The sequence below is a fragment of the Mucilaginibacter sp. P5_A6 genome, assembly GCF_056400585.1.
On record NZ_JBFUKZ010000002.1, the window covers coordinates 256165 to 276033 of the forward strand.

General features: G+C 42.6%; 20 protein-coding genes. 14 read left to right on the forward strand and 6 right to left on the reverse strand.

Annotated elements, in window-relative coordinates; genetic code table 11:
- Positions 1-4: 4 nt before the first annotated feature.
- The 5 genes from AC1DO4_RS03130 to AC1DO4_RS03150 are packed head-to-tail and all read right to left on the reverse strand — an operon-like array spanning position 5 to position 3482.
- Positions 5-670, reverse strand: coding sequence for a 4'-phosphopantetheinyl transferase superfamily protein (locus tag AC1DO4_RS03130; protein ID WP_477412874.1), 666 nt, complete (start codon positions 668-670; stop codon positions 5-7).
- A complete protein-coding gene (locus tag AC1DO4_RS03135; RefSeq protein ID WP_477412876.1) occupies positions 667-924 on the reverse strand; it encodes an acyl carrier protein in 258 nt (85 codons plus the stop codon). Before AC1DO4_RS03135 ends, AC1DO4_RS03130 begins: the two co-directional genes overlap by 4 nt.
- Positions 899-2200 (reverse strand): beta-ketoacyl-[acyl-carrier-protein] synthase family protein, encoded by a 1302-nt coding sequence (locus AC1DO4_RS03140; RefSeq protein ID WP_477412878.1) that lies wholly within the window; start codon positions 2198-2200, stop codon positions 899-901. The genes AC1DO4_RS03135 and AC1DO4_RS03140 overlap by 26 nt, the downstream gene beginning before the upstream one ends.
- A complete protein-coding gene (locus AC1DO4_RS03145) occupies positions 2197-2658 on the reverse strand; it encodes a 3-hydroxyacyl-ACP dehydratase FabZ family protein (RefSeq protein WP_477402520.1) in 462 nt (153 codons plus the stop codon). The genes AC1DO4_RS03140 and AC1DO4_RS03145 overlap by 4 nt, the downstream gene beginning before the upstream one ends.
- 17 nt (positions 2659-2675) lie before the next feature.
- Complete coding sequence (locus AC1DO4_RS03150; RefSeq protein ID WP_477412880.1) at positions 2676-3482, reverse strand: SDR family oxidoreductase; 807 nt, start codon at positions 3480-3482, stop codon at positions 2676-2678.
- A 317-nt stretch (positions 3483-3799) separates the two neighbouring features.
- Between AC1DO4_RS03150 and AC1DO4_RS03155 the strand changes: the two genes are divergently transcribed.
- The 14 genes from AC1DO4_RS03155 (at position 3800) to AC1DO4_RS03220 (ending at position 15766) form a co-directional block, all read left to right on the forward strand.
- The gene (locus AC1DO4_RS03155; RefSeq protein WP_477412882.1) at positions 3800-4312 is read left to right on the forward strand and encodes a hypothetical protein; all 513 of its coding nucleotides are present in this window, start codon (positions 3800-3802) and stop codon (positions 4310-4312) included.
- Entirely contained in the window at positions 4312-5211 is a 900-nt protein-coding gene (locus AC1DO4_RS03160; protein WP_477412884.1) for a hypothetical protein, read from the forward strand. Before AC1DO4_RS03155 ends, AC1DO4_RS03160 begins: the two co-directional genes overlap by 1 nt.
- A gap of 7 nt (positions 5212-5218) precedes the next feature.
- Positions 5219-6367: a dialkylresorcinol biosynthesis protein DarB gene (gene darB, locus AC1DO4_RS03165; RefSeq protein ID WP_477412886.1), complete on the forward strand. Its 1149-nt coding sequence runs from the start codon at positions 5219-5221 to the stop codon at positions 6365-6367.
- Positions 6368-6386: 19 nt separating this feature from the next.
- Positions 6387-6794 carry a flexirubin biosynthesis protein DarG gene (gene DarG / locus AC1DO4_RS03170; protein WP_477412888.1) on the forward strand — a complete coding sequence of 136 codons (408 nt, stop codon included), beginning with the start codon at positions 6387-6389 and terminating at the stop codon, positions 6792-6794.
- Positions 6784-7800, forward strand: coding sequence for a BtrH-related acyltransferase DarH (gene darH / locus AC1DO4_RS03175; RefSeq protein ID WP_477412890.1), 1017 nt, complete (start codon positions 6784-6786; stop codon positions 7798-7800). Before DarG ends, darH begins: the two co-directional genes overlap by 11 nt.
- Positions 7788-8543: an ABC transporter ATP-binding protein gene (locus AC1DO4_RS03180; protein ID WP_477412892.1), complete on the forward strand. Its 756-nt coding sequence runs from the start codon at positions 7788-7790 to the stop codon at positions 8541-8543. The genes darH and AC1DO4_RS03180 overlap by 13 nt, the downstream gene beginning before the upstream one ends.
- Positions 8543-9826, forward strand: a complete 1284-nt coding sequence (locus AC1DO4_RS03185) for an ABC transporter permease (protein WP_477412895.1) — start codon at positions 8543-8545, stop codon at positions 9824-9826. The genes AC1DO4_RS03180 and AC1DO4_RS03185 overlap by 1 nt, the downstream gene beginning before the upstream one ends.
- 3 nt (positions 9827-9829) lie before the next feature.
- Complete coding sequence (locus AC1DO4_RS03190) at positions 9830-10096, forward strand: phosphopantetheine-binding protein (RefSeq protein ID WP_477402027.1); 267 nt, start codon at positions 9830-9832, stop codon at positions 10094-10096.
- A gap of 12 nt (positions 10097-10108) precedes the next feature.
- Positions 10109-11299: a beta-ketoacyl-[acyl-carrier-protein] synthase family protein gene (locus tag AC1DO4_RS03195; RefSeq protein WP_477412897.1), complete on the forward strand. Its 1191-nt coding sequence runs from the start codon at positions 10109-10111 to the stop codon at positions 11297-11299.
- A gap of 2 nt (positions 11300-11301) precedes the next feature.
- Positions 11302-12354 (forward strand): hypothetical protein, encoded by a 1053-nt coding sequence (locus tag AC1DO4_RS03200; RefSeq protein ID WP_477412899.1) that lies wholly within the window; start codon positions 11302-11304, stop codon positions 12352-12354.
- Positions 12355-12432: 78 nt separating this feature from the next.
- The gene (locus AC1DO4_RS03205) at positions 12433-13515 is read left to right on the forward strand and encodes a serine hydrolase domain-containing protein (protein ID WP_477412901.1); all 1083 of its coding nucleotides are present in this window, start codon (positions 12433-12435) and stop codon (positions 13513-13515) included.
- Positions 13516-13681: 166 nt separating this feature from the next.
- A complete protein-coding gene (locus AC1DO4_RS03210; RefSeq protein WP_477412903.1) occupies positions 13682-13861 on the forward strand; it encodes a hypothetical protein in 180 nt (59 codons plus the stop codon).
- Between the two features lie 464 nt (positions 13862-14325).
- Positions 14326-15351: a YncE family protein gene (locus AC1DO4_RS03215; RefSeq protein ID WP_477412905.1), complete on the forward strand. Its 1026-nt coding sequence runs from the start codon at positions 14326-14328 to the stop codon at positions 15349-15351.
- 73 nt (positions 15352-15424) lie between these two features.
- Positions 15425-15766 carry an OsmC family protein gene (locus tag AC1DO4_RS03220; protein ID WP_477412907.1) on the forward strand — a complete coding sequence of 114 codons (342 nt, stop codon included), beginning with the start codon at positions 15425-15427 and terminating at the stop codon, positions 15764-15766.
- A 317-nt stretch (positions 15767-16083) separates the two neighbouring features.
- Here AC1DO4_RS03220 and AC1DO4_RS03225 read toward each other — a convergent pair whose 3' ends face one another.
- Complete coding sequence (locus AC1DO4_RS03225; RefSeq protein ID WP_477412909.1) at positions 16084-19752, reverse strand: ABC transporter permease; 3669 nt, start codon at positions 19750-19752, stop codon at positions 16084-16086.
- Positions 19753-19869 lie beyond the last annotated feature (117 nt).

The window sequence follows — 19869 nt, forward strand, 5'->3', positions numbered from 1 at the left end:
CCCATCACACAAAAAACGCATATGCTATATAATGGCCATGATGGGTTACCGAAACCGGCACACCTACTTCATTATCTCCGTTAAACAAAACCGGGCAGCCGGAGGGGTTTTTGATAATAGTTAAATCACCGGGCTCTAAAACGGCAGCCAGCTTATTTAACAGGAATTGTCGCACTGCTTTTGATTGGTATTCCGGTTCGCTTTGGTCTATCCTGTTAATACCCCAATAAATATTTTCAAGTTCATTGGTATTATTAACAAATGTGGCAATATAACGGGAACTTACTATGGACCGGGAATAGAAAGTATCTGCCCCAAAAGCAATAGCGCCATTGTAGGTGATTTGAGAATCAAAGCCTTTTGCTTCAATTTCAGATTGGGTTACTGCCGTAGTTACAGTGCCCCCGGAGGATTCAATTTGCTTAATTACAATTTTTGAGGGAGAAAATACAAGGCTGGGATTGTGCCTTTGCATGAACTTGTAAACCGACTCTTTAACCGACCATACCATCCATACAAAATACTCAAACGGCATATCGGCCAGGTGGGGCTGGCCATGCAAAGCCGTTTCGGTACCGGTAATAAACTTTGTATAAAACCTTTGATCTTTTGTGCGTTTGGCATCGATGATCCCGAGGTCTACAATATCATTACCGGCACTTTTGATCATGTTTGCTGGTTGGTTTTTTCTTCTATTACATCAATACAGCCGCCTACGTTCACCATTTTATCGGCAGCATCGTAGTCTATCTCGATATCGTATTTAGTTTCGGCATCAATAATGATATCAACAAGATTAGCCGAATTGATTTTTAGGTCTTTAATAAGGTCGGTGCTTTCATCAATGTTAGCCAGTGTTTCTTTATCAAGGGTATATGGCGATAAAACCTTTTTTAGTTCAATTAAAATTTCTTGTCGTGTCATTAGGGTTAAATTTAGAAAATATTAAGCAGGAATTAACGTCGCCAAAGCCAAAATTAGCCTTTGCAACGATATTAATTTCTTTATTGACTACAGAAACAGGCAAACGGTTTAAGCCGATATAATTACTTATTTCCGGATTAGGATCATCAAGGTTAACATTAGGGTGTGCAAAGCCATGCACAATTTGCAATATTGATGCCACCGATTCAATTGAACCAGCCGCGCTTAAGCAATGGCCGATCATTGATTTGGGGGAATTCATCAGCGGAAAATCGTCACCTGATCTGTTCAGGGCCTTGCACCAGTTTTGAATTTCCTGCATATCAGCATTAGTAGCAGTCAGGTGGCCGCTGATTAGATCAACATCCTGTCCGCCGATCCGCGCGTTGGCCATGGCTTCCTCTATACACCTTACCACGCCCACCGGGTTGGCCGCCGTCATGGATCCACCTGTACGCTGTCCGCCACTGTTGGTTGATCCGCCCAAAACTTCGGCATAAATTTTTGCTCCCCGGGCAAGGGCAAATTCAAGGTCTTCTAAAACTAAAGCCGCCGCGCCCGATCCGGGGACAAAGCCACCGGCCGTGATGCTCATTGGCCGTGATGCTTTTTCTGGCTGATCATTAAACTTTCGTGACAGTACCCGCATGGAATCAAACGAGCCGAATACATAAGTATCCACATACTCGCTGCTGCCAACCAGCATCCGTTTGGCATATCCATCTTTAATGGTTTCGTATCCCATTAAAATGGCCTGGGTACCCGTAGCACATGCCGCCGAATTGGTGATCACCTTATTGCCAAGGCCCAGCCTGCCCGATATGTAAGAGGTAACGCCGCTGTTCATGGCTTGTTCAACCACGCGCGAACCCAATTTTTTTGCTTCTTTGTTATCAACCCGGGTAATTACATTTTTCATGGCTTCAGTATCAGACACGCTGTTACCAAAAATGCAGCCGGTTTCCCAGCGGGGCTCGTCGGTATCATAAGCCAGGCCGGCGTCGGCCCAGGCATCAAGGGCGGCCATTAGGCCATAGCCAATATTTGTCCCTTTTAAGCCATGAAAGGTAACTTCGGATATGTAGTTTTTATTTTTAAGGTCTTCGAGCACAAAATCCGGCTTGCCGGCAACATGGCAGCTAAATTTAAGCTCCTCATACAAGGGCATAAACTTTATGCCAGATATTCCATTTTGTATAGCGTTTAAAAAGGCGCTGATCCCTATTCCGTTTGGCGCTACCACGCCCATTCCTGTAACTACTACGCGCCTGCTCATTTTATATCAATATGTTTAATAATACCGGCAAATGTTCCGCGTGCTACCAGCTCTTTTGAGCTATCCAGCATCTCGACGGTACATTTTAGCTTACCAAAACGAAAATATTGTTTTTTGGAAATAACCGTAACTTTTTGGCCCGGCAAAACCATTTTATAAAAAGAAACATCGGTTGATGTAAGCACGGGATATAAGGATGAGTCGTTTGTAAAATCATTACCCGGCTCTTTCATAATTAAAAATATGCCCAACACAACTAATCCTATTTGGGCCATAATTTCGGTAATGATAACGCCGGGTGTAACCGGGTTGCCTTCAAAATGGTCCTCGTAAAAAAAGGCATCCTGCTTTAATGTAAAATCGCCTGTAACCCCATTTTCATTTAACGATGTGATGTTATCAATAAAACGAAAGGTGGATTTATATGGTAAATGGTTAAGAATATGGTTATTCATCATGTATCAAAAACTAATAATTATAAACAATGCTCACCCCCGTCTACATGAATTAATGAACCATTTATCCAAAATGCTTCATCGGTACAAAGCATATATATTACGTTTGCAACATCTGCTGCCCTGGTTATGCGGCCCATGGGATTGTTGGCACCGGCCAATGCTATCAGCTTATCGCTGCCCGGGATCTTTTTTAACGATGGTGTTTCGGTAACGCCCGCCTGTACCAGGTTTGTTTTTAGCCCGTAACGGCTAAACTCAACCGCCATGTATTTGGTAAGGCTCTCCAATGATGCCTTCGCAATGGATACTGCCGCGTAGCTTTCCCAATATTTATGTGCACCATCGCTGGTAAGACCAATCACCCTTGCATCGGCATTAAAAAGCCCGGCTTCTAACAACAGCCTTGTCCAGTCTAACAAACTGTTACTCATAGCGTAGGTTGTTGCCTGTATATCTTCAATTGAAAGAACGGAAACGTTATCAGCTTCTGCAGCAAGCGGTTTTAAATTGCCCCGGGCTATAGAATGCAGCAATAACTTAACACAATGTTTATGTACAGCAACCTGGGCAAATTGTTTTAAAAATAAATCGCGACCGGCTTGTTCAAGCGCGTTTATGTTAAAAGGTAAAATGGTAACGCTGTTTTCTGCTGCTATTGTGGCAAGTTTTTCTTTAAGCGGTTTTTCGGTAATGGCAGTTTCACGGTACAAAACGGCAATGCTCATGCCATGCGCAGCCAATTTTTGTAACGCTGCAAAACCAAAACCGCTCGACCCTCCTAAAATTACAGCCCAGGAGCCAGCAAACTGTTGAGTTTTATCCATGTAAACCACTTATTGCTACTATCATACTTTATTATCGGGAAGATACTGTTAAATATTTATGCTATTAAGTTCCTTAAAAAAATTCAAACCCCAAAGTAAGCGAAAGAAAACCGGTTTTTAATGGTTCAACTACTATTTATTAGACTATAAGTTAAACCATTATCAGTATAAAACATCTTAAATAGTATTGCTTTAATTTTACCCGCAGTAAAAACTTAAAACTAAATGTGGGTTAAAAGGTTGCGCATACTACTATAGTGGTAAAGCAACCAGGTGGTTTGTGCAGCACGTATTATTTATTACATTTGGTTAGGTTTATGAAGAATTATATAAAAAGTCGCATTGCTTTTGTTTGTTTGTTCCTGGCGATTTTGTTTGCGGGCAATACAAAAGTTTTGGCGCAAAAACTGGAAAGAGCCGCTTTTTATAAAGCGATGGCATCTGATGATATCGAGGAGATTAACCAGGAATTAGCCGTTTTTACTGATGCCGGTACCGAAGTTAAAGCCGGATATGAGGGCGCTTTATTAATGAAAAAAGCCAGCCTGGTGAGCAAGCCGAAAGATAAGCTACGCTTTTTTAAAGCAGGCCGCATTAAGCTGGAAACCGCTTTGCTTGCCGACCCGGATAATACGGATCTGCATTTCCTGCGTTTAGTGATCCAGGAGAAAGCCCCTAAAATTGTTCGTTATCGCACTGATATTGAAAAGGACAAAAACATGGTGTTGAAAAACTTTAGCAGCCTGTCGCCTGTTGTACAACGAGCGATAGTTGATTATAGTAAAACCTCGAAGGTATTGCATCCCGAAGACCTTAAACCAGCAGTGTAATGAATAAGAAAGTTTTAGTTATTTACTACACCCAATCCGGCCAGATGGGCGATATCATCAACTCATTTACCCAACCGATTATTGACGCGGGCTTTTCGGTTGAAAAGGTTGTGATAAAAATGGTGAATAGCTATCCGTTCCCGTGGACCGGCCCCAGCTTTTTTAATGTGATGCCTGATTGTGTTTTAAGTGTGCCTGCCCAGATTCAGCCATTCACCCTGAAAGAAACAAAATACGATCTGATCATTTTAGGCTATCAACCCTGGTTTTTATCGCCAAGTATTCCCTCAAATTCTTTGTTAAATCATCCCGACTTTATCAGGGTTTTAAAAGATACCCCAGTTGTTACCATCAGCGCTGCCCGTAACATGTGGTTAAATGCTTTTGAACGCGTACGTAAATCCCTCCGGGATGCGGGCGCCAAACTGGTAGGCAATATTGCACTGGTTGACAGGCACCTTAACCCTATAAGTTTTATTACCATTTTTTACTGGATGCTAACCGGTAAAAAAGAACGTTATTTAAATATATTCCCTAAGCCAGGTATTAATGAGCAGGAAATGCTGGAAACAGCCAAATTTGGCCGTACAATAGCAGCCCGCATTGATATGGCATATTGGGACAGCCTCCAAGATCAGCTAATGCAGCAGGGCGCGGTAAACATTAAATACCCGCTGATGTTTATAGAGGGTAAGGCCAAAATTATTTTTGCAGTTTGGGCAAAAATAATTGCCAGGCAGAAAAAAAAGGAGCCATGGGTTGCAGCATTTAAATATTATCTTTTTATTGCCTTGTTTATTGGGGCGCCAATATTATTAACACTTGATATGATTTTCATTAAACCTTTTTTTGGAAAAAGAATTCAGGATAAAATGAACCATTATTTACAACTAAATTAACATCTACATGTCTTTTAATCAGGTTTATATAAATACCACATCTGCTTTCCTGCCTAACGAGCCTGTCGCGAGTGATGACATGGAGCTGTATTTGGGTTATATTGACAACAAGCCTTCAAAATCAAAAAAAATTGTATTGCGTAACAATGGGATAAAAACCAGGTATTACGCCTTAGATAAAAATAAAAAAGCGACCCATACCAATGCGCAAATGACGGCTTTGGCTGTAAAGGAGCTATTTAAAAATACGGAAGCTAAAATAGATGAAACAGAATTGCTGTCGTGCGGCACCTCATCACCAGATCAGATGATGCCGAGCCACGGCGTAATGACTCATGGCTGGTTGCCTGAAGCCGGCGCTATTGAAGTAGTATCGCCATCTGGCGTTTGCTGCGCCGGGATGCATGCGTTAAAATATGCCTACCTGGCCATCAAATCGGGCGAGATTAAGCAGGCTGTAGCCGCAGGGTCTGAAAGGTTTTCGGGTTTACTGGTGTCTGATGTGTTTGAGGAAGAAGCACAAAAACTAAAAGAGTTGAGCGAAAATCCGTACATCGCATTCCAAAAAGATTTTTTAAGGTGGATGCTGTCTGATGGCGCTTCGGCATTTTTAATGACGGATAAACCTAATAAAACAGGCCTGAGTTTGCGGGTGGAATGGATTGAAGGTGTATCATACGCCAACCAAATGGACGCGTGTATGTATATGGGTGCCGAAAAACAGGCTGATGGAACACTGAAAGGCTTTATGGATTTTACCCCCGAAGAGATTAAGAACAAATCTATCTTTAGCGTTAAACAGGATATTGGTTTGCTGAGTGACAATATTGTTCCGCTTGGGGGGCAGAAAATTAAAGAGATCTTTGAAAAAAGGGGCTTGACAACCAAGGATATTGATTACTTTTTACCACATATCTCCAGTGACTTCTTCAGACCTAAAATTTATGAAATGGTTGAGATTTATGGAGGTGGCATCCCTTACGAAAAATGGTTTATGAACTTATATACCGTTGGTAATGTTGGCGCCGCATCGGTTTACCTGATGATAAACGAGCTGTTTCATAGTGGTAAATTAAAAGTTGGCGAAAAGATCTTGCTTTTGGTACCCGAAAGCTCAAGATTCTCGTATATGTATGCGATGCTTACCGTATGCTAAGCAGAAAGATGTATCTGTCATGAAAAAAGAAAACGTACCGCAGGACCTGAGTTCGCTTGGAAAAATAACCAGGGAGGTTTGCTATGCAACTGATAGCACGGGCAAATACGTTACCCAGCTTAGCAACGGATGGGATGTTAAAATAAAAGCGCTTGATGTAGCCTGGCAGGAGATAGAGGGACGTATTGCCAAAGCAAAGCAGCAGGTTTTAAATAATGAGGCAAGTCCGCTGCTGTTTTTTATGGAGTTAAGACTGATGGATCTTAGTATTTTGGCCGATTACACCGGGTTTTGGAAATGGCAGATAAAACGGCATCTAAAACCCGAAGTGTTTAATAAATTATCAGAAAAAAAATTGAAAAAATATGCCGGGGCCTTTAATGTAAAGGTTGATGAGCTAAAAAGTATGAATGTGCATGAAGATTGATTTTGAACATGGGCAGGCGGCACATTGCGAATCGGGAGTTACCAGTAATTTACTAAAAAAGATATCCAACGGGAAAATAACAGAACCGTTGGCTTTTGGTATTGGCGCAGGCTTGTTTTTTGTATACGTACCCCTGATAAAGGTGAATAACGGGCCGGCTATCGCTTTCCGCTCGATGCCCGGTTTTATATTTAACCGTACCTGTAAATCACTGGGGGTACCTGTTGTGCAGAAGAAATTTGGCTCGAAGGAAAAAGCAGAATCTTTTTTATTGGAGAGCCTTAACGCCGGCAACCCGGTTGGCTGCCAGGTGGGGGTTTACTATCTGTCGTACTTTCCAAAAGAATACCGGTTTCACTTTAACGCCCATAACCTGATTGTTTTTGGCAAGGAGGGTGATAACTACCTGATAAGCGACCCTATTATGGAGCATGCTACAACCTTAACAAGTTACGAGTTGGAGCGGGTGCGCTTTGCCAAAGGAGCTTTAGCACCCAGGGGACAGCTTTACTATCCCGGTAATCAAAAGGAAATTACTGATGAACAAATAAAAAGCGCCATAAAAAGCGGTATCAGGAAAAACGTGTTTAATATGTTATCCATTCCCGGCATGTTTGCTGGTGTAAGCGGCATAAAATATACAGGCAAAAAAATTAAAGGCTGGCGGGATAAATTAGGCTTACATACTGCCGGGCTTTATTTGGCTCAGCTGGTACGTATGCAGGAAGAGATTGGTACAGGCGGTGGCGGTTTCAGATATATATACGCCGCGTTTTTACAGCAGGCTAATGATTATCTGCCCAATGACACCTTGCTCCAGGCATCAGAAATGTTTACCCAGGCCGGTGATATGTGGCGTACGGCCGCTGTACAGGCCGCGGGAATATACAAAGGTCGGATTGGCAGCCAGGAGGATTTTAATGTGATGGGCAATTACCTGTTGGAAATAGCCGAAATTGAAAAGAAAGCATTTACAGTACTGAAAAATATAAAATGGCAGTCGTGACCTCTTTAGCTGTAAATATCGAAAACCTGGGCTTCCATTATCCGGGCAACTCGGGCGTGACTTATGACGGCCTTAATTTAAAGATAACTGAAGGCGAACGTTTTGGTTTATTTGGCCCCAACGGTGCCGGCAAAACCACGCTTATGAATTTAATGACCGGTTTGCTGGTAGCTGATACAGGAAAGATTGAATTATTGGGCCACAACATTGGCACAAAAAGCAAAAAGGTAAATAAGCTATTTGGTTTTGTACCGCAGGATTTTTCCTTTTACCAGGAACTGAGCCCGGTAGAGAACCTGGAATTTTTTGGTGCATGGTATGGCTTAAACCGAAAGGAAATTGCTCAGCGAACCAAAGAGTTACTGGATATTCTTGGCTTATCAGATGTGGGTGATAAACCCGTTCAGAATTTTAGCGGCGGGATGAAAAGAAGGATCAACCTGGCTATTGGAGTGATCCATAATCCAAGGATATTGTTTTTGGATGAGCCAACTGTTGGTGTTGATGTACAAACGCGCCATGCCATCATCAATTATTTAATGGCATTGAATAAAAAAGGTACAACTTTAATCTACACTTCGCACCAATTGAGTGAGGCCGAGGGTTTGTGCCAGCAGATTGCCCTGGTTGATAATGGCAAAATTGTACGGGAAGGTAATTTGGATAAGCTGCTGGAAGAATATGATCATCAGAATTTAGAAGATCTGTTTTTAAATTTAACCGGAAAGGATTTCAGGAACTGATGTTTAAACTCTGGGCCTCCATAGTAAAAGATGTAAGGATACTGCTGCGCGATAAAGTGGGCATATCGCTTATGTTTATTATGCCCGTGATATTGGTTATTGTAGTAACCACTATCCAGAACAGCACTTTTCAGCTCATGAATAAAAACAAGCTAACGGTTGTGGTTTGTAATAAAGATGCAGGAAAGTTGAGCCCCCAACTTATAACAACTATCAATAAGATAGGGATGTTTAAAGTGATGCAGGTTGATAAAAGTCAAAACCGGCTGCAAATTGCCGATGCCATGAGCGCCAACGATGCTATGCTGGCCATTACTATCCCGGCTGATTTTTCGGCCAAAATAGAGGCCAAAGCCAAAAGCTCATCAAACAAAGCATTGAAAAGTTTTGGCTTGCAGGCCGAATCGGCAAAGGAAGTAAAATTAGCCGGCGCCACACCGCTTATATTATATTACAATCCATCAATACCCGAGTCGATGAGGTTTTCGGTAAATGGGGCTTTAGCAAGCGCGCTGCAGATTGTAGAAAGTCGCGAGACTTTGCGTACGCTTTACTTTGCCATCAACGAAAAGGAGATGCCGCAGCAGCTGGAAAACGAAATGCTGAATGGCAAAGCCGAAATCAGCCAGGTGCCGGTATCAAAAAGTGGCATTGCAAAAGCGCCGGATGCTACCCAACATAATGTACCGGCATGGACGATATTTGCCATGTTTTTTATCATTATGTCGTTAAGCGGCAGTGTGGTAAGAGAAAAGATTAGCGGTAGCTTTATCAGGCTAAAAACATTGCCAACTAATTACGCGGTGGGTTTGCTATCAAAGCAAATAACTTATTTGGGTGTTACCATGTTCCAGGCAATAGTTATATTTTCGCTTGGGTTGTGGTTTTTTCCGTACATTAATTTGCCCGCTTTAAATTTACCCGCCGATGTATTCGGGCTGTTTATCGTGACTTTGGCTTGCGGTTATTGCGCGGTAAGCTATGCCATTTGCATAGGCGTTTTTGCAAATACCCAGGAACAGGCCAATGGTTTCGGGGCGGTATCCATAGTAATATTAGCTGCTATCGGCGGTTTAATGGTGCCGTCTTTTGTAATGCCGGGCGCGTTGAAAACAATTAGCCAATTGTCGCCATTACATTGGTGTATACAAGCGTATTATAGCTTATTTTTAGAGAATGCAGGCTTAAAGGATGTGATGGTTAGTATAATACCACTGGTTGGGATTACTTTGGTGTTCCAGGGGTTAACCTACCTTGGTTTAAAAAGAAAAAATTTAATATAGATAATGATGGAAATAGCAGAATTAAAGGAGAAGTTAAAAGTTCAGATAATTCAATTCCTTAACTTAACCGACCTTACTCCGGCAGACATTAAAGATGATGAGCCATTATTTGGTGATGGCCTGGGCCTTGATTCCATCGATTCATTGGAACTGATAGTGCTTTTGAAACGTGAGTACGGCATCAACATACAGGATCCTAAAGAGGGGCGCAAAGTATTGATTGATGTAAATACCATGGCCTCTTATATTGAGCAACACAGGGAAAAATAAACGTTTACAGCATTGGACAGGATCTTGGTAACCGGCATGGGAGTGATTAGTGCTATTGGCCATTCGGTAGATGAAAATCATGCCGCATTGGTTAATGGCAAAACCGGCGTTATAAAAGGCGGAGGCAATTTCCCTTCGCATTATTCGGGTATTTTGCCATTTGGTGAGGTTTTGATGGGTACAGGAGCGTTGAAAACAACACTTGGTGTTACAGAGCATGGTGTTACCCGCACTACCTTATTAGCCTTGCATGCTTTTAAAGAAGCGATAGCCGACGCGGGCCTGACAGGAGCACAATTGTCGTCTGAAGATACGGCATTAGTTGGGGCAACCACTGTTGGCGGCATGTGCCTTACCGATGAGCTTTACGCCAACACCCACGGAGATTCTGACAATATTGAATACGTAAGATCATATGATTATGCATCGGTAAACCTGTTTATACAAAACAGGTATAACATATCTGGTGTGGTAAATACCATGAATACGGCTTGCTCGTCGTCTGCAAATGCCATCATGTATGGCTGCAGGCTAATCAAAAACGGGCTGGCCAACCGGGTAATTGTTGGCGGGGCAGATGCCCTGGCAAAGTTTACTGTGAACGGTTTTAATGCGTTGCGTATCCTTTCGGACGAAGCTTGCACTCCATTTGATCAAAACCGTAAGGGGCTCAATTTAGGCGAAGGAGCCGCATTTTTGGTGTTGGAAAAAGAAGCGGATGCGGCCGGTAAAAAAGCATATGCAACAGTAAGCGGCTTTGGGAACGCCAATGATGCTTATCATCCATCATCCCTATCGCCAGAGGGCGACGGTCCTTACCTGGCCATGAAGAACGCATTAAGCAGCGCCAATTTAAATCCTGCTGACATCGATTTCATAAACGCCCATGGCACTGGCACCGAGAACAACGATGAGGTAGAAAGCCGCGCCATGTTAAAGGTATTTAGTACCATGCCCGGTTTTGCATCTACCAAAGGCTTTACGGGGCATACCCTTGGGGCTGCCAGCGCTATTGAGGCGGTTTACAGCATTTTAAATATACACAGGCAGGAATTGTATCCTAATTTGAATTTCAGGCAACCAATAGCAGATATTGGCCTGCAGCCGGTCGAGGCTTATAGATCCGCAGAAATAAAGCACGTCATGTCGAACTCATTTGGTTTTGGCGGGAATTGTACATCATTAATTTTTTCAAAAATATAGTGATGAGGTTTTACATCAATAAAGCCACCTGTATCTCGCCCCAACAAAGCTTCGGAGAGATTGACATTGAACAGCTGCGCGCTTCGGTTGATAATAAGCTGAAAGCCATCGAACCGAAATATCCGCATTTTACGCCAAATGCTCTTCGCCGGATGAGCAAAAGCACGCGTATGGGGGCGGGAGCGGCATTACCTTTACTTGCAGATGGCGTGCAACCCGATGGTATAATCATTGGTACCCAGGTGAGCGGGATGGAAGAGAACGGTAAATTCCTAAATCAGATTATCGAATATAATGAGGATATGCTTACTCCAGGCAATTTTGTACAGGGTACGCCCAATACTATTTCATCGCAGATTGCACTGGTCAGTAATAATAAAAATTATAACATTACCCATGTTCACCGGGGGCTCGCATTTGAAAACGCGGTTATAGATACGGCAATGCTGCTTAATGAGCATCCTCAAAACACCTATTTGTTAGGTGGAGTTGATGAGATATGCGGCAATAATTATACATTGGATACCCTTGCAGGCTGGTTTAAAAAAGAAGACTGTACCAATAGCGATCTCTATAAGTCAAATACAAACGGAAGTTTATCTGGCGAAGGCGCCGCAATGTTTTGCGTGAGTAACAATAAAGTAAACGCGTTAGCTCAATTAAAGGGAATCACCACCATTCACAGTACCGATGTTCATATTGTAAAACAACATATTAAACATTTTTTGTTAAAAAACCTGCAGCAAGGCGAAAAAATAGATCTGCTTTTAAGCGGTGAAAACGGTGATAAACGCGCGCAGGAGTATTACACATCATGTGAACAATTGATGAATAGCGAAACTCCAATTGCTCGCTTTAAGCACCTGTGCGGCGAATATCCTACGGCATCTTCATTTGCGCTTTGGCTGGCCTGTAATTTTGTAAGCGGGCAATTGACGGTTCCGGAACACATGATTAAAAGGCCGGGGTCCGCATTAGCGTATAAGAATATATTGATTTATAATACGCACAAAACCGCTCAGCATAGCTGCGTGTTGGTAGCCGTACCTGAATAAGTCCTGCTTAATTAATTCTCCATTCTCTTTTGCCAAATTATCGAATCCTGTAACTTTATGTCTTCTTCAAATGATGCCATGAAAAGAACATTCGTGCCTTTAAAAATATTAACCTTTACCTTGGTTATATTTGCCGGTAACTACGGGGCCTTTAGCCAAACCAACCCCAAAACATTATTGGATTCGATGACCAGCACCATTGAAAAACAGGAGTATACAGGCATTCACAGTATATTGGTATCGAAGGGAGGCAACCTGGTTTACGAACATTATTTTAACGGCTTTAGTGCAGACTCCCTGCATGATTCCCGGTCGGCATTTAAATCCATAACCAGTTTGTTATTGGGCATCGCCATTGATAAAGGGCTAATCAAAGATGTGAATCAAAAAGTTTACAGTTTCTTCCCAGAATATAAGTGGGCAAATAATGATGATCCACGAAAAAAGCGTATTACCATTAAGAACCTGCTGGAAATGCGTTCAGGATTTGATTGTGATGAATGGACCGACGACGGCAAAGATTGCGAAGGTGAAATGGTGAAAACCAAGGACTGGGTTAAATTCGCTTTAGATCGTCCGCTGAAAAATGATCCTGGTTCAGTTTGGAATTATACATCCTGCAACCCAATGATCATTAGCGGTATAATAAGTAATGTAGCGCATGTGTCGGTTATGGACTTTGCCAAACGATACCTGTTTGGGCCATTAGGTATTACCCATTATCATTGGACCATTGATCCTGTTGGGCATGGTGCAACAGCCGGCTCCTTTTTTGTGTTGCCGCAAGACATGATGAAGATAGGTTTGATGGTGAAAAATAACGGCCTGTGGCATGGCAAAAGAATCGTTTCGGAAAAATGGCTAAGGGAATCAACTACTGCCACTATAGCTATACCCGACTTTTCATTCACAAAACTGAGCAGGAGTAAAATAGCTATTCCACAGCCTGCCTATTACGGCTACTATTGGTATAACGAACAGGTAAAAACTAAAGCATATACGGAAGAAGCGCTTTTTGCATCCGGTAATGGCGGGCAGTATATCATAATCATAAGAGACATGGACCTGGTGGTAACATTTACCCAGGGAAATTATAATAATTGGAAGGCAAAACGAGCTTTTGACATTTTAACTAAATATATTATTCCATCCTTTAAATAGTCAATGGTCATTAACAAAAAGCTTGCAATATTTCTTATAAATACAGCATGAAGATCCGTCCCTTGCTTTAGTGATTTTTTCTATAAGAACTATTGGAAATGAGTGTTTTTGTGCTTATATTAGTAAAACCAATTGCAAAAAAACCTTAAATTCAGGAGAACTCGTCATGAAGAAGAAAACTACTATGGTTAATCAGCCTGATAAGACTGAAACTATTAAAGCAGAATTGCTGAACGGCCAAGCTCTTACTCCAAAAATGTATCGGGATCATGCACATTATGATCACTCACATGGTAGGGTTAATAGATTTCCATTCGGAAGCAATCACGGACCATCATCTTTTTAAGAAACTAATTTAGAATCAAGCGCCGGCTCAGGTTGAATGCGCTTTAGTCACTTTTCGCTGCTGGTTCACCAGACCCGTTGTGTAATTTCGCGTGCGGCAGCTTTTTTCTGAATCGTTGTTTTAAATTCTCGGAAACAGGTAAATAATCTGCGGTGAAATTTCCTGCCTCCGATGCTCTTTGCAACCGGAACAGCAAAACGACTATTAATGGTTGTTTTCCGGCTCGTGGTTAGCTCGATTAAAAACAATTACTGATCGGTTGCCTTTCAGCTATTGTCGATTTGTCCCTCAGTCTTTGAGAAAGCCTGGCGGGGGTTCGCTATATTTGTTTATAGGAAAGGGTGCGGCTTATTGCTGTATATCCTCAATCAAATTACTTACCAGTCTTCTAATCTGTGAATCATATGAACAACGCCGTGTACAATCAAATCTTTAAGACTATTAAGGATGTAAAATTTATCCAGATGAGGTTACTTGCTGTAAATTTTTTATTGATCCTGTTAGTTTACCCTACAACTGAATGTGCCGCCCAGTCTACACCACCACGCTCATTGCTTGCCCTTTCAAAAGCAGATCATGTCCTGGCAATCATAGATCCGGTTACACTGAAAGTTGTTGCGCGCGTGCCGGTCGGTTCTGATCCACATGAGGTTATTGCGTCGGCTGATGGAAAGACGGCCTATGTTTCTATCTACGGCGGAGGCAGCTTACATGAACTTAATGTTATTGACCTTGTGGCACAAAAACCGTTACCTACCATTGATACAAGGCCCCTGATGGGTCCGCATGGCCTAACGTTTGCCAGCGGCAAAGTGTGGTTTAGTGCAGAGGGCTCCAAATCCGTTGGGCGCTACGACCCGGCAACCGGTAAACTCGACTGGAGCATGGGAACAGGGCAGGACAGAACGCATATGATTTACGTAACCGAAGACAGTAAAAAGGTTTACACCACAAATGTCTCGGCAGGAACTGTAAGCATTTTGGTGGATAGCCTGCTCAAGCCAGCAACCTCTCCCACTGGGTTTACGCCTCCGGCACGCCGGGACTGGGTACAGACCGTTATCCAGGTGGCCAGGGGTTCTGAGGGGTTTGACGTATCACCAGATGGCCGGGAATTATGGACCGCCGCCGCCGACGACGGAACCATTTCAATCATCGATATCGCCACCAAAAAGCTAAGCGGTAAAATTGATGCGAAGGTTTTGGGGGCCAACCGGCTCAAGTTTACGCCGGATGGCAAGCGGGTGCTGATTTCGAGTCTGCGAACCGGCGATCTGTTTATTTATGATGCGGCATCGCACCAGGAATTGAAGCGCCTGAATACCGGCCGTGGGGCGGCGGGTATCCTTGTAGACGACGATGGATCACGCGCGTTTATCGGCTGCACGGCTGATAACTATGTAGCGGTTATAAGCCTCAAGACGTTAGCGGTAACCGGGCACATTGATATACGTGGAGCAGACGGCCTGGCCTGGGCGACCCGGCGTTAGTAATATTATGAACTAAGGATTTTAATAAATTTATCTCCGGTCTCCCCTTAACAACAAACGCAGATATTTTACTGTGCACTCATTTGTTTTAGAGTTCAAGCGCGCAGGCTTTTTTGCAAACGACTTAAGCACCGAGGCCACTCTCGATGTAGATTTGGCCGATCTTAAGATCACCGGCATTTATTTGGATTTGAAAGCATCATTAATCGACGGAGTATCCCCGGAAGCTTTTCAGAAAATTGCAGACGGCGCTAAGGCCAATTGTATTGTATCCAAAGTCCTGAGGGTGCCCATTACTTTAAAGTTTCTTACCAATAATGACGGAGATTTAATGCCCGTTGCTTTTTTGGAGTGGCGGTATCACGCAGGCACAGAGATGGATAGAGAATGTTTGGGAAAGATGGTATGCTCATAAGAAATAACTTACCAGGCGGTTGCAATTAGCAACTGCCTGGTAAAGAATAGCCGGGGTTTCCGGGCTCGCTTTCTAACTAAAAACTCACTTGTACTAACCTCAAAAGATAGAGGATTATGAAGCTGTAAGGAATATACAAGAAACACATTAATTCTTAAATAGAACTCACGTTATTTTAGTCCGGATAACACATCCGGACTAACGCCGGATATAAAAATGCGTTCCGTATCTCACCCCGGAACGCACCACATAGTGTTTCAACTAAACCTCAGATCGCACGTTTATGGATCTAAGTTCTTTGTAAGAAACTGCCTGAATTATTCATTTCGCAGACTCTTTACCGGGTTTGCCATTGCTGCTTTTATTGCCTGGAAACTTATTGTTGCAAGTGCAATAATTATGGCCGCAAGTCCGCCTGTGGCAATTAACCACCAACTAATGTTGATGCGATAAACATAAGCTTGCAACCATTGGCGCATGTAATACCATGCAATGGGTGCAGCAATTGCAAAGGCAATTGCAATGAGTATGATAAATTCTTTTGAAAACAAATAAACGATATTGCCTGCAGTAGCACCAAGTACTTTACGGATACCAACTTCTTTTATTCGCTGCACTGCCATGAATGAGGCTAAACCATACAACCCCAGACAGCTAAGGAATATGGCGATTGCCGCAAAAATTTTATACAGCTGCGATAACTGGTTTTCCTGTTTGTAAAAACTCCCAATTTTTTCATCGAGGAATTTGTATTCATAAACAAAATCGGGAAATGTTTTATCAAATACTTTTTTTACCGATTGCATGGTAGAAGAAATATTTTTAGTTGCCAGCTTTATCCCGACCTGGTTGTACATGGCAATGTCGGTGGTGATCAGCAATGGTGCAAGGTCATTGCGGAAAGACCGGTCATGGAAATCTTTTAATACGCCAACAACAGTTCCTTTGATCTGATCATGCCAGGTGGACATAGGCTTGTTCAATATGTCCTCTGGTTTTTTCAGTCCCAAAGTTTTCACCAAAGACTCGTTTACCAGAAATTCTCCCGTGGTATCAGACGGGTTCACATTTCTGCCGGCTATAAGCGGCAATTTGTAAACAGACACGTATTCGTTGTCGGCGAACTTGGTAATAACCTGGAAGTCTGTTTGTTTTACTGCATGATTATATTTGATAATGCTCCACAGATCTGTGCCATTTTCAACCGGGGTGTTGGAACTATAAGTAACCGCCTGCACGCCGTTTATAGACAATAATTCTTTCTTTAAATAACCAAGTTTGCTGAGGCGAAGACTATCCACACGGAAAGGAACATTGATGATGGCGTCTTTATCAAAGCCCAACGGCTGGTTCATAAAATAATCCATTTGCTTTACAATGATGAGCGTTCCGATAATGAGCGCCTGCGCAATGATGAATTGAAACACTACCAAACCTCTTCGTAATGAAATTCCGTTTGCATTTGATGTGAGCTTACTCTTTAGCGCATTAACTGGATTGAAACGCGATAAAACAATAGAGGGATAAAAGCCTGCGAGTGCGGTAACTACGATGGTTACAGTCAAAAGAAATAAGATAATTGCGGGATTGCTGAAAATGTTGAATGAAAGCGAAAGTTCCAAAAGTCTCCCCACAGAAGGTAATGCAAGCATGGTAATAAAACCCGCGAGCATTATAGCGCTTATAACTATTAAAAATGTTTCAACGATGAACTGGGTTTGCAATTGAGATTTATTGCTTCCCAACACTTTTCTAACACCAACCTCCTTCGCTCGGTTAACGGCTTGCGCAGTGGCGAGGTTGACAAAGTTTACGCAGGCAATTAACAGGATGAATGCTGCAATGAGCCACAATACATTGAGCAGTTGATGGCTGATTGTTTTGTTGCTGTAATCACCCACTTGCGTATCATAATGTACCGCACCTAACGGCTGGATAAAATGCAGGTCGGTATTGCCCGGCGATTCTACCTTGTGGGAGTAAGCTCTTAATTGCAGGTTGAAATTGTCGGCAGAAGTGTTTGGCGGTAGCAAAATATAGCAGCCAAAACCGGCTACATTCCCGTCCCAATCGGTGGATTTTGCCAAATAGTCCCCGGTAAAACCCGTTCCATAGGCCACAACAACCTTTAGCTGAAAATCTGAATTTGCCGGTATGGTGGCTAAAATGCCTGAAACTTTTAATACGTCGACGCCGTGTTCGAACATATAGCCGCCCATTTGCAGTTTAATGGTTCTGCCTATTGCTGTTTTCCAGTCGCCGAAATATTTTTCAGCGGTTTCTTTGGTAAGCAATATGTTGTTAGGATCTTTTAATGATTCATAAGAACCCGCCAACAGCGGGAAATCGAATATTTTAAAGAATGAAGGGTCCATGTAAAATACACCCCGCTGCTCCTTGAAATTTTTTTCCGTATTTCCATTGTTATCAACGATCAGCAACTGATCATCGTGGCTGGCAAAGATCGGAGCTATCTGTTCTATTTGGGGAAAAGACGTTTTCAGGCCTAAAGGCATTGGAAAAGGGACGGCTGTTTTGTAAGAAATATTTCCTCCTTCTGCGTAATGAAATTCGGTCAGCACACGATAGGTGCGATCCTTCTTTGCGTGAAAAGTATCGAAGCTTGTTTGAAATTGTATAATGATAAAGATCACCATACAAACGGCAATACCAACAGCCAGGCCGGTAATATTAATAGCTGCATAACTTTTATTGCGTACCAGGTTGCGCCATGCTATTTTAAAATAATTTTTAAACATATAATTGCGATTTAATTTGTCATGAGACCACCCGGGAGTGGCTTCCTGGAACGAAATTACCTTCGCAAACCGGGGATAGCGCCCCAAATTATAAGATGGACTCTCTTTTTTTAGTTCATTCTTATATTCCACCGGGCTTTTCCCGGTCATTTGTTTGAAAGTGCGGTTAAAAGTAGTTTTAGAATTGAATCCCGATTCAAATGCAATGCCCAGCAGGGTGATATGGTCATATGCAGGGTCCTGCATTTTCTGAACCACATCTGCAACGCGATATTCATTGATGAAATCATTGAAGCTTTTTTTGAGCGCTGTATTCATGATCCTCGATAATTCATGAGTACTCAGCTCAAGCTTTTCAGCCAGCGAACTTAAGCTTATTTCCGGGTCCTGGTAATACACGTCGGCTTGCACCGCTTTCTTTAGCCAAATACCCCTTTGCTTCATTTCTGCAGGAAGCGGGGGCTTTAAAAACGGAGTGGGGGCGACTGACACGCCAGTCTCCTGTCTTAAAAAGGCCACGGCCCCAATCCGGATGGTCATTACAGCTAAAATGAGATATAAGGGGTAGTAAGCATGTATACTTAATTGGTAACGGTAATAAAAATAGTCTGCGGCTGTAAAAGGTATCCACAATAGCCATAACAGGCCGAACCCCGTCAGTAAGCGATGCAGCCATTGCAATTCGTACCGGTATCGGTCACCCCTATTAAATTTTAGTCGCCGGTAAAAGCGCCCTATCAGTCTGTGAGATAGGTAAAGGTAAATCATGACCGAAACAAAGGCCAGCAATTGCAATGCCGGGTTCAGTTGCTGAAAGATTGGCGTTTCATAAGTAGTTGTGCCGGTTTTTATACTATCCCTAACTTCCAATGCCTGGGCACCTAACTCCAGCAGCAATGGAGTAAAATGCAGCAGATCCTTAGACCGGAATTTATATTCCGGTCGGGTTATTTTAAGTACATAAAAGAAAATGAAGGGGCCAAGTGCGAGCGAAAATTGCAACGGCAGCCGGCTCCAATTAGTAATGTAAGTTGACAGCCCGATGTCGATGCCCAGTATCCTGGCTATCCATAAAACAATCGTAACCATTGCCAGGGCCAAAAACCGGTTTGCGGCCCGGTTTATCCTTCTGGTGAACCATAAAAGCAGGATAAAAGTGAGCCCGATAAAGATCGTTCCACAGAAAGCCAGGTCATAAGTATTAATATGGAAAGTATATGTATCCATTTGAAATATTTAAACTCAATCGCTGTTCCAAACTTATAACTTATTGATATATAAAAAATTATATATCAATAAAATATGTACGCTGTAACAAAACCGGACATTGAGCCGTTCGGTTTT

Coding starts and splice junctions, on each gene's coding strand:
- AC1DO4_RS03130 (WP_477412874.1), bottom strand. CDS start 670: ATGATCAAAAGTGCCGGTAATGATATTGTAGACCTCGGGATCATCGAT.
- AC1DO4_RS03135 (WP_477412876.1), bottom strand. CDS start 924: ATGACACGACAAGAAATTTTAATTGAACTAAAAAAGGTTTTATCGCCA.
- AC1DO4_RS03140 (WP_477412878.1), bottom strand. CDS start 2,200: ATGAGCAGGCGCGTAGTAGTTACAGGAATGGGCGTGGTAGCGCCAAAC.
- AC1DO4_RS03145 (WP_477402520.1), bottom strand. CDS start 2,658: ATGATGAATAACCATATTCTTAACCATTTACCATATAAATCCACCTTT.
- AC1DO4_RS03150 (WP_477412880.1), bottom strand. CDS start 3,482: ATGGATAAAACTCAACAGTTTGCTGGCTCCTGGGCTGTAATTTTAGGA.
- AC1DO4_RS03155 (WP_477412882.1), top strand. CDS start 3,800: ATGAAGAATTATATAAAAAGTCGCATTGCTTTTGTTTGTTTGTTCCTG.
- AC1DO4_RS03160 (WP_477412884.1), top strand. CDS start 4,312: ATGAATAAGAAAGTTTTAGTTATTTACTACACCCAATCCGGCCAGATG.
- darB (WP_477412886.1), top strand. CDS start 5,219: ATGTCTTTTAATCAGGTTTATATAAATACCACATCTGCTTTCCTGCCT.
- DarG (WP_477412888.1), top strand. CDS start 6,387: ATGAAAAAAGAAAACGTACCGCAGGACCTGAGTTCGCTTGGAAAAATA.
- darH (WP_477412890.1), top strand. CDS start 6,784: ATGAAGATTGATTTTGAACATGGGCAGGCGGCACATTGCGAATCGGGA.
- AC1DO4_RS03180 (WP_477412892.1), top strand. CDS start 7,788: ATGGCAGTCGTGACCTCTTTAGCTGTAAATATCGAAAACCTGGGCTTC.
- AC1DO4_RS03185 (WP_477412895.1), top strand. CDS start 8,543: ATGTTTAAACTCTGGGCCTCCATAGTAAAAGATGTAAGGATACTGCTG.
- AC1DO4_RS03190 (WP_477402027.1), top strand. CDS start 9,830: ATGATGGAAATAGCAGAATTAAAGGAGAAGTTAAAAGTTCAGATAATT.
- AC1DO4_RS03200 (WP_477412899.1), top strand. CDS start 11,302: ATGAGGTTTTACATCAATAAAGCCACCTGTATCTCGCCCCAACAAAGC.
- AC1DO4_RS03205 (WP_477412901.1), top strand. CDS start 12,433: ATGAAAAGAACATTCGTGCCTTTAAAAATATTAACCTTTACCTTGGTT.
- AC1DO4_RS03210 (WP_477412903.1), top strand. CDS start 13,682: ATGAAGAAGAAAACTACTATGGTTAATCAGCCTGATAAGACTGAAACT.
- AC1DO4_RS03215 (WP_477412905.1), top strand. CDS start 14,326: ATGAGGTTACTTGCTGTAAATTTTTTATTGATCCTGTTAGTTTACCCT.
- AC1DO4_RS03225 (WP_477412909.1), bottom strand. CDS start 19,752: ATGGATACATATACTTTCCATATTAATACTTATGACCTGGCTTTCTGT.